This window comes from Marinifilum caeruleilacunae (assembly GCF_013141825.1).
GTDB classification, from domain to species: domain Bacteria; phylum Bacteroidota; class Bacteroidia; order Bacteroidales; family Marinifilaceae; genus Marinifilum; species Marinifilum caeruleilacunae.
Genome location: NZ_RZNH01000032.1, coordinates 57,977 through 67,654 on the forward strand (window position 1 = coordinate 57,977; position 9,678 = coordinate 67,654).

The 9,678-nt window shown below is 40.7% G+C and carries 6 protein-coding genes; 1 reads left to right on the forward strand and 5 read right to left on the reverse strand.

Annotation, left to right across the window (positions count from 1 at the left end; all coding sequences use genetic code 11):
* Nucleotides 1-2 precede the first annotated feature (2 nt).
* Nucleotides 3-566 carry an RNA polymerase sigma factor gene (locus ELS83_RS16375; protein WP_171596627.1) on the reverse strand — a complete coding sequence of 188 codons (564 nt, stop codon included), beginning with the start codon at nucleotides 564-566 and terminating at the stop codon, nucleotides 3-5.
* Nucleotides 567-1,434: 868 nt separating this feature from the next.
* Between ELS83_RS16375 and ELS83_RS16380 the strand changes: the two genes are divergently transcribed.
* The gene (locus ELS83_RS16380; RefSeq protein ID WP_171596628.1) at nucleotides 1,435-1,806 is read left to right on the forward strand and encodes a DUF6249 domain-containing protein; all 372 of its coding nucleotides are present in this window, start codon (nucleotides 1,435-1,437) and stop codon (nucleotides 1,804-1,806) included.
* Between the two features lie 92 nt (nucleotides 1,807-1,898).
* Here the strand turns inward: ELS83_RS16380 and ELS83_RS16385 are convergent, their stop codons facing one another.
* The 4 genes from ELS83_RS16385 to ELS83_RS16400 all read right to left on the reverse strand — a co-directional run bounded on the left by ELS83_RS16385 (nucleotide 1,899) and on the right by ELS83_RS16400 (nucleotide 9,239).
* Nucleotides 1,899-3,683: an acyl-CoA dehydrogenase family protein gene (locus ELS83_RS16385; RefSeq protein WP_171596629.1), complete on the reverse strand. Its 1,785-nt coding sequence runs from the start codon at nucleotides 3,681-3,683 to the stop codon at nucleotides 1,899-1,901.
* Nucleotides 3,684-3,742: 59 nt separating this feature from the next.
* Complete coding sequence (locus ELS83_RS16390) at nucleotides 3,743-4,918, reverse strand: acetyl-CoA C-acyltransferase (protein WP_171596630.1); 1,176 nt, start codon at nucleotides 4,916-4,918, stop codon at nucleotides 3,743-3,745.
* A 104-nt stretch (nucleotides 4,919-5,022) separates the two neighbouring features.
* Nucleotides 5,023-7,422 carry a 3-hydroxyacyl-CoA dehydrogenase/enoyl-CoA hydratase family protein gene (locus ELS83_RS16395; protein ID WP_171596631.1) on the reverse strand — a complete coding sequence of 800 codons (2,400 nt, stop codon included), beginning with the start codon at nucleotides 7,420-7,422 and terminating at the stop codon, nucleotides 5,023-5,025.
* Between the two features lie 32 nt (nucleotides 7,423-7,454).
* Nucleotides 7,455-9,239 carry an AMP-dependent synthetase/ligase gene (locus ELS83_RS16400; protein WP_249414471.1) on the reverse strand — a complete coding sequence of 595 codons (1,785 nt, stop codon included), beginning with the start codon at nucleotides 9,237-9,239 and terminating at the stop codon, nucleotides 7,455-7,457.
* Between the last annotated feature and the right edge of the window lie 439 nt (nucleotides 9,240-9,678).

Genomic DNA, 9,678 nt, shown 5'->3' on the forward strand with positions numbered 1-9,678 from the left:
AATTAATTTAAATTGCTTACTAACTCACTCTTTTCAATCAACTCTTTCAACAATTTACGTGCCCTGAAAATATAATTTTTCACCGTTCCAACCGGCAAACCCGTAATCTCAACAATTTCCTTATAACCCATTTCTTCCAGATGATACAAACTTAAAACAGTTTTGTATTGCTCTGGCAACTCATCAATCATTTTACGCACGTAAAGCTTTAACTCCTTCTTTTCTGCAATTTTTTGCGGATGCTCCTCGCTAATCATATCCGAATGCAAAAAATCTCGCTCCTTGTCGTCAATATCCGTATCAGGCTTGCGTTTTTTTACATGATTAATCGTAACCCTGTAGGCAATGGTGGCAATCCAGGTCGAAAGCTTCGATTCCCCACGAAATTCAGGCAACTTCTGATGCACCTTTATAAACACCTCCTGGCAGATATCCTCCAAATCTTCCTGCTGATTAAGCAAACGCGCTGCCACGTGAAATACAAGGCGCTCATATTGCTTCACCAAAAACCGAAAGGCCTGGGGATTACCATTATTTATCTGATGTATCAGCTCTGTCTCCTTCATCTTCTCTTGCAGTAGACAAGCAAGGTAAGAAATAGGTTGCAGAAAATTTGAATATTTTTTATTCAGCACCGAATCTAAATAAAAATTGTGGCTAGCAACTTGAGGCTTAAAGCTTTTTTCAGAGGGACACGAACGGTTTCTAAATAAAACTGCCATTAAATTGCTCAATTAATATTCGATTTTCATTTATTAGGGCATTTCCCTTCGGGTCGGGCTATTCGCTAAAACCTGACTTCGAATAAAAATATTGTCACAGTTTGCACTGATTTTGAGTGGAAATTTTCTCAAATTTTTGAAGGAATATCGGGATATTTCAAGAGGATTTGAGGGAATTTATGCCAAAAGCAGGCAAATTCTATGAAAAGTCAACTTCACATTAAATAAATCTTTAATTAATTTGACTTTCTGTGACTGATATTTTTATTCTAAATCAGGTTGCTACTCCTCGCTCGTACCTCACTGTGGGATATCCGCTACTATCCCTAATGCTCCGCAAATAAAAGACAGTAGAACCAGGAACAAAAATCTACTTTACCAGATATGGCAAGAAAATATTTTTCGTCGCAATAGCCGCGCAGAACAAATCCACCCAACAAGTGCGACGATTATTCAACTTACAAATTCACCCAGGGCGACAGTCATTACACTTCTTTTCCCGGGGCTGAATTAAGGATGCCTTTCAGGCAAAAGTACAGGCCAGACTTTATTTTTATCATGCTATTATAAATCTGTTTTCAGTTTATGAATAAACCAGGTTTTATATGACATGGAAAGTAAGTCTCAAAAAAAATAACAACAAGCTGCAACCTTTTTAAAAGCATCGTGGTCTACTAGGCAAAACAAATTCAGAAATCTAAAAATTGAAATTATGCATATAGGAGAATTATTAATGGCAGCAGTGGTGTTCTTTTCTATCATCACTTTCGTGAAAATTTTATCATCACATTTTCTAAAAAGAAAAATTATCAAAACAGGACATTTCGATCGTGCCGAAATTCTGGATCAAAATGCCGAAATAGAAGTGAAAAAACAGGTGCAGTACGACCAGTATCCAGCATTAAAATGGGGATTGGTAGCCTTCTTTGGAGGATTAGGATTCATCGTTCTGGAAATTCTTGGAGCCTACTATCCTGAATTCAAAAGCTACAGAAGCGCAATGCCATTTGGTATCTTCTTTGTCTTCACCTCAATCGGATTCCTCGTATACTATCTGATCATGAGCAAGAAAGTAAAAGAATAAGCTTAAAATTTTTACCCCAAACATAGAAAACCTCACGGAGCAACTGCTTTGTGAGGTTTTTTTATTCTAAATAAAGTGTGGTTTATAATTCACTAAAAACAATATCGATTCGCTTCAATCAATTTTCTGGCAATCATTCTACGTTCTTCCTTACTGTTCAAACCACCGTGTTTGGTAAATCGTTTCAGGCCCAAAAGCATCATGCGCAATTCGTCGCCCGATGAAATGCTATTGGCAGCATCCTTGGCATTTTTATGAATGCGGTCGGCAGCATCGTAAAAGAATACCTTACACATGGCAATTTGCTCCTTACAAGCTTCTTCTCCTTTGGTTTCTACTAGTTTTTTTACGCGCAGTAGCATCGATTCGGCCACATAACAGTCGGTAATAATATCAGAAATATTCATTAAAATTTCCTGCTCCTTGCTCAGCTTTTGCATGAACTTTTGAGCAGCAGCACCGGCAACCAAAAGGGCTGCTTTCTTAAATCCTGCCACCAATTTACCTTCAGCAGCAAACAGGCTTGTATCTTCCTCACCAAAATCAGGAATAGACATCAGTTCTTTGGCAACCGCTTGAGATGCTGCCAACAGAGGCAATTCATTTTTGAAGGCTTTGCGCAAAAGGTAATCCACTACCAGCATGCGGTTAATTTCATTGGTTCCCTCAAAAATACGATTGATACGTGCATCGCGATAAGCGCGTTCCATTGGTGCTTCGGCCGAGTAGCCCATTCCACCATAAATTTGCACGCCTTCATCAACCACATAATCCAGGGCTTCCGATGCGGCCACTTTTAAAATGGCAGCTTCGGCAGCAAACTCTTTTTGCGCCTGAACCGAAGCATTTTCTTTGCTCATGCCTTCTTCAATCAGGTGATGTTTTAGGTTTTGAACATCGTTGCTACAGCGATAAATGGCCGATTCGATGGCATAGGTTCTAATGGCCTGTTCGGCAATTTTAAACTGGATGGCACCAAAATTGGCAATTTCTCTTCCAAATTGAATGCGCTCGTTCGAATAATTAATGGAATTGCTGATTACCTTTTTGCCAGCACCCAAAACAGCGGCAGCCAGTTTAATTCTTCCATTGTTCAGAATGTTCAAGGCAATTTTAAAACCTTGCTCCCTTTCTCCCAGTAGGTTTTCAACAGGAATTTCGCAATTCTCGAAAAACATCATACAGGTCGACGAACCTTTAATTCCCATTTTCTTTTCTTCCTGTCCAAGGCTAATTCCAGGGAAGTTCTTCTCTACAATAAAAGCACTTAAATTCTTGTCGTCGTCAATCTTGGCAAATACCGTGTAAATGTCGGCGAATCCACCATTGGTGATCCACATTTTTTGTCCGTTCAAAATGTATTTCGTGCCATCTTCAGAGAGTTTTACCTTACTTTTTCCCGAATTGGCATCCGATCCAGATCCGGGTTCCGTCAAGCAATAAGCACCTTTGTACTCGCCACTGGCCAGCATTGGCAAATACTTCTCTTTTTGCTCTTGAGTGCCATAATAAAGAATCGGCAAGGTGCCAATTCCAACATGGGCGGCATAGGCAACTGCAAAGGAACTGTAGGTTCCCATTACCTCTGTGCTGAGCATCGAGGTATTCATGTCTTGCCCAAATCCCCCATATTCTTCCGGCACAGCAATTCCCAGTAGCCCAAGTTCTCCGGCTTTGTCCATTAAATTGGTCATTAAGCCTTCTTCCTGTGCATCAATTCTGTCTTGTAATGGGAATATCTCTTTTTCCTGGAAATCGCGACAGGTTTCCATAATCATTTTTTGTTCCTCAGAAATCTCCTCAGGAATGAAAATATCTTGTGGCATCGTTTCCTTCACCAGAAACTGACCGCCTTTTACTGTTTTTATCTTTTCCATATAGCAGAGTTTTTGTGGTTTGTATATGTTTTTAGCATTCCCGTTACTGGGAAACTGTCTTATAGCAATTCAAAAATTCCGGCGGCTCCCTGTCCCGATCCTACGCACATGGTTACCATGCCATATTTTTGATTTCTTTTCTTCATTTCGTGCAGGAGCTGAACCGATAATTTTGTCCCTGTACAACCCAAAGGATGCCCCAAAGCAATGGCTCCACCATTTACATTGGTGATATCCGGATTCATATCCAACTCTCTCATTACCGATAAAGCCTGCACAGCAAATGCTTCATTCAATTCAACCTGTTCGATTTGCGACATTTGCATGCCAGCTCGTTGCAAGACTTTCGGAATGGCCTCTACGGGTCCAATACCCATGTGTTTTGGTTCCACACCAGCAACGGCATATGAAACAAAACGAGCAATGGGCTGCACATTCAACTGTTTTAGCATCTTTTCCGATACCACCAAAACAAAGGCTGCGCCATCCGATGTTTGCGATGAGTTCCCTGCGGTTACAGTTCCATTCTGCGCAAAAACCGGTCTTAACTTCGAGAGACCTTCCAGGCTGGTATCGGCTCTTGGTCCTTCATCCATAGTTACAAGGTGCTCTTTTGTTTCTGCTTTTTCTTTGCTGTTCACAAAAGTCTCGCTTACTGTAATAGGAACAATTTCATCCACAAAACGGTTCACCGATAATGCCTCTAAAGCTTTTCTGTGTGAATGAAAAGCAAATTCATCCTGGTCTTCGCGCGATATTTTGTACTTTTTCTGCAGGGCTTCTGCGGTAATTCCCATGTTCCAATAATAATCGGGCTTCGATTTGGCAATGCCCAAATTAGGAACCAGTCGCCAACCTCCCATAGGCATGAGCGACATCATTTCCACACCACCAGCTAAAATACAATCAGCCAAACCGGCTTCAATTTTTGAGGCAGCAATGGCAATGGTTTCCAATCCCGATGAGCAGTAGCGATTCACTGTCATTCCCGGAACCTGGATTTTATCCAATCCCATTAAGGAGATCATTCTTCCGATATTCAATCCCTGTTCGGCTTCTGGAGTGGCATTTCCCACTATTACGTCATCCACCATAAGGGGATCAAGGCTTGGTGTTTTCTCCATAATATGTTGTACCACCCTTGCGGCCATGTCATCTGGCCTGATGAGGCGAAGCTTGCCTTTTTTCGCTTTGCCAACGGCGGTTCTGTATGCGGCTACTATATATGCATTCATTGTAATGTTTAATTTTTAGTGAGTAATGTTTAGCACAAAAAACATTGTTGTCAGCAATTAGTGAAGAATGAATTAATCATTAATCACCAATCATTAACCATTATTTAGTTTCTAAGAATTTTACCTTTCTGTAACAGGCTTTGCATTCTTTCCAGCGTTTTCTTTTGCTGGCAGAGTCGAACAAAAGCAATTCGTTCCAGGTCGAGCAGGTATTTTTCGCTAACCAGGGCAGGTTCGCTTAGCTCTCCGCCACTTAGCACCTTTCCAAGTTCTATCGACAAATGTTTATCGTATTCGGAGATGAAATTTCCCACTTCCATGCCATCGGCACCCGAATAAACCAGGGCCAGTCCTTCGCTTCCCAAAACGGTAATGTCTTTGGTTGGCAGAGGAGGTGTGTAGCCTTTTTCGAGCATTAGCAATGCTGCTTTTTTGGCATAGCTTAGCTGGTGCTTCTTGCTCACAATCACTTCGTCAACATCCTTACGGAGATATCCCAGTTCGAAGGCTTCGTAGGCCGACATCGACACTTTGGCCTGGCCAATACTTAGGAATTTATCGCGAAAGCGGTTGGTTCTGATATCGTCCTGAGCAATTTCTTTTGACAGACGGTAGGCAAACTCTTTGGTTCCACCACCTGCCGGAATTACGCCAACTCCAAGTTCCACCAATCCCATATAGGTTTCGGCATGTGCAATCACCTTATCGGTGTGCATGCAGAGTTCGCATCCGCCTCCGAGGCTCATTCCGTGTGGAGCGGCAATCACTGGCACCGAAGCATATTTCAATTTCAGCATGGTATTCTGGAAGGTGCGCACAACCATATCGAGCTCTTCAAACTCCTGCTCAATGGCAAGCATAAATACCAAGCCGATATTGGCACCTGCCGAGAAATTTTCTCCCTCGTTTGATATCACCAATGCCTTGTAATCACTTTCGGCCAGCTCTATCGCTTTGTTGATTCCCTGTATAATTTCACTGCCAATGGTATTCATTTTTGTGTGGAACTCAAGGTTGATAATTCCATCTCCAATATCCACAATACTTGCTCCCTCGTTGCTCCAAATCGTTTTGGATGAACGAATATTATTGAGAAGGATTAAATTCTCCGTTCCAGGGATAATTTGATATTCATTGGTATTTACATCGTAGTATTGTTTGAATCCATCTTTTAACTGGTAAAAACTCGAACCTTGTTGTACCATATTGTACACCCAGTTGGCAGCTTTAAATCCCATAGATTCCATCATATCCAGTGATTTTTTCACCCCAATGCTTTCCCAGATTTCGAATGGTCCCATTTCCCATGCAAAACCCGAACAAATGGCTTCATCAATTTTGTAAAGCTCGTCCGATATTTCCGGCATACGGTTCGATACATAGGCAAACAAGCCAAAAAATAGCTTTTGATAAAACTGGTTTACCTTGCTTTTTCCGTTTAGCAATACTTTAAACCTGTCGTTGAGATGAGGAACGGCTTTGGCGGCTTCGAACTCAGCAAACTTTACTCTTTGTTTCTCCTGGTATTCGAAATTTTCGAGGTTCAGACTCAAAATTTCGCTTTGTCCATTCGACTTGATCTTTTTGTAAAAACCCTGGCCGGTTTTAGATCCCAACCATTGGTTGCCCATCATGTGTTGAATAAAGTCTGGAATCTGGTAAACCTCTTTGGCTTCGTCGTGTTGAAGGGCTTTTTGCAGATTTTGAGCTACAAATACCAAGGTGTCTAAACCAACTACATCGCAGGTTCTGAAGGTTGCCGATTTGGGTCGACCGATAATTGGCCCGGTGAGCTTGTCTATTTCTTCTACCGTAAATCCAAATTCATCAATCAGGTGAAAGACCGACATCATAGAATATACCCCCACGCGATTGGCGATAAATGCAGGTGTATCCTTACAAATCACAACCGATTTGCCCAAAAATCTTTCTCCAAAATCCGTTAGGAAATCCAATACATCCTTTTGGGTTTTTGGCGACGGAATAAGTTCCAGCAATTTTAAATACCTTGGCGGATTAAAAAAGTGAGTACCACAGAAGTGGGCTTCAAAATCTTCCGATCTTCCCTGAATCAGCATTTGAATTGGGATTCCTGATGTATTGCTTGTGATTAAAGAACCTGGCTTACGATGTTCTTCAATTTTTGAATAAAGTTCCTGCTTGATTTTCAGATTCTCGATAATGGCTTCAATCACCCAATCGCATTCCCGAATCCGATGTAAATCGTCTTCAAAATTACCTGTACTAATCCTCTTTGCATAAGTTTTTAGATAGAGGGGGGCAGGTTTTAGTTTGCTGGCTTTTACGAAAAGATCGTTCACAATTCGGTTTCGTACCTTTGGATGATCAGCAGGTAAGCCTGCCTTTTCTTCTTTTTCGCTAAGTTCTTTGGCTGGCATATCCAACAACAAAATCTCCAGGCCTATATTGGCAAAATGACATGCAATTTGAGCGCCCATGACTCCGGCGCCCAAGACTGCAACTTTCCTTATTTTTCGAGTCATATTTTAATTTGTTATCGTGTGTGAATACTTGTTTAGAGTTCTTCCTCGTAGGCATAAATATCCAGGATGAGTGCCTCATATTTATCTTTGAGAACCTTACGTTTCAGTTTTAATGTAGGCGATAATTCACCCGTATCGGGAGTCCAAACATCGGCAACCAAACGACTGGTTTTTATTTTTTTCGGACGATCGAGATTCACATTTGTTTTCTCGACTTCCTTCCAGATTCTCATTTGAATGCGTTCATTTTTAATGATTTCTTCAGGACTGATAAAATCCAGTTTCTTTCTCTTGCAGTACTCTTTTAAGAATTCAAAATCGGGAGAAATAAGTACCGAAGGGAAGCGCTTGAATTCGCCTATCACAATGGCCTGATCGATAAAAGGAGATTCTTTTAACTTGTTCTCAATTACCTGTGGAGCAATGTAAATCCCTCCCGAGGTTTTAAAAATTTCCTTCTTTCGATCGGTAATTTTCAGAAACCGATCTTCTACCATGCAGCCAATATCACCTGTATGGAACCATCCTTCCGAGTCAATTACCTCATTAGTCAGTTCAGGATTTTTATAATATCCCAACATGATATTTGGTCCGCGAGCCAGAATCTCACCATCTTCTGCAATTTTTACCTCCACACCTTCTAAAACCGGTCCAACAGTACCAAACTTGATATCGGGGTATGCATTCTGATTGGCAGCAATAATCGGAGAAGTTTCCGTAAGTCCGTAACCTTCCTGCACAGGAATGCCTGCAGCCCAGAATAAGCGCTCTAATCTTACTTGCAGTGCGGCACCACCCGAACACATAAACATGATATTGCCACCAAGAGCTTCCTGCCATTTGCTGAAAATCAATTTTCTGGCAATTTTGAGTTTGAACTCGTACCACCATCCGTTGGCGGCGTTCAATTCATATTTCTGACCCAGGTTTACGGCCCATAGAAATAATGATTTTTTTATCATTGGCAAACTCTTGCCTTTGGCCATGATTTTGTCGTATACCTTCTCTAACAATCGGGGAACGGTGGCAAACCCATGAGGTTTAATTTCTCGCAAATTATCGCCAATGGTTTCCATACTTTCAGCATAGTAAATACTGATGCCCTTGTACTGATACTGATAGTTCACCATTCGCTCATAAACATGGTTGATTGGTAAAAAACTCAAGCACTTGTGGCTCGAATTCAAAATTAAACGTGCGGCAGAAGCCAGCACATTGCTGGTAAAATTTTGATGCGATAACATTACACCTTTAGGGTTGCCTGTTGTTCCCGATGTATATATGATGGTAACCACATCCTGTGGTTCTATTTCTTTTTTAATTGACTGTAATTCCTCCTTGAACTTGTCGCCAAGAGCTTTGCCCATATCGAGCAAACGAAGCCAGTGAGTTACAGCTTTAATTTTATCGAATGAATACACCTGTTTCACCGACGGGTGATCCTTTAGAAGTGGTTTAATTTTGAAGTACAGTTCTTCACTGGAGACGAAAATAAAGCTCGGTTCGCAGTGGCGAATAATAAAGTCGTAGCTTTTGGCACTAATGGTAGGGTAGAGCGGAACGTGAATGGCTCCAATTTGTGCCAGGGCCATATCCACAAAATTCCATTCTGGTCGGTTGTTTGAAATGGTGATGATTCGATCACCTTTTTTTACGCCACTATCCAAAAAGGCGTAACTAATTAATTCGGCGTATTCAAGGTATTGTTCCGTTGAATAGCTAATCCATTTGCCATCTTCTTTCTTTGCGAAAGCATCTGTTTTATCAAGATATTTTTCCCGATAAATATCCAGTAAATCGAAAATGCGCGTAACCATAATTATAGATTTAAGTATGTAAGGCATTACAGCATTTCAAAATGTTTGGGTATCATTTTGATGCGCAGAAAATCAATCTCTAATAATTAGAGGTGAGAGATTTAGTATGATTTAAGTTTTGTGTAAGAAGTTGTATTGGGAATTAATTTCGAAGATTTTCCGAAATCTTTTTACACTTACATAAAATTTACAAAAAGGAATCTGAAAATAAAAGAAATATTGGTAAGAATTCTTTTTTATTTGGTAAGCGAAAAAAAAGGAAGCTTTTGAGAGCTTCCTTTGAGATATGATTATGTCCCGTCCTGAAATAAGTTGACAGTAAATCGACTTATTTATGAAAATATTGAGAAAGACTGTAGCAAGGCGTACCCAACGAAATTATAATTTATCCTTTAAATTGTCAGTTGTACGTCAAGTTGAAGAAGGGGAAATGACCTAC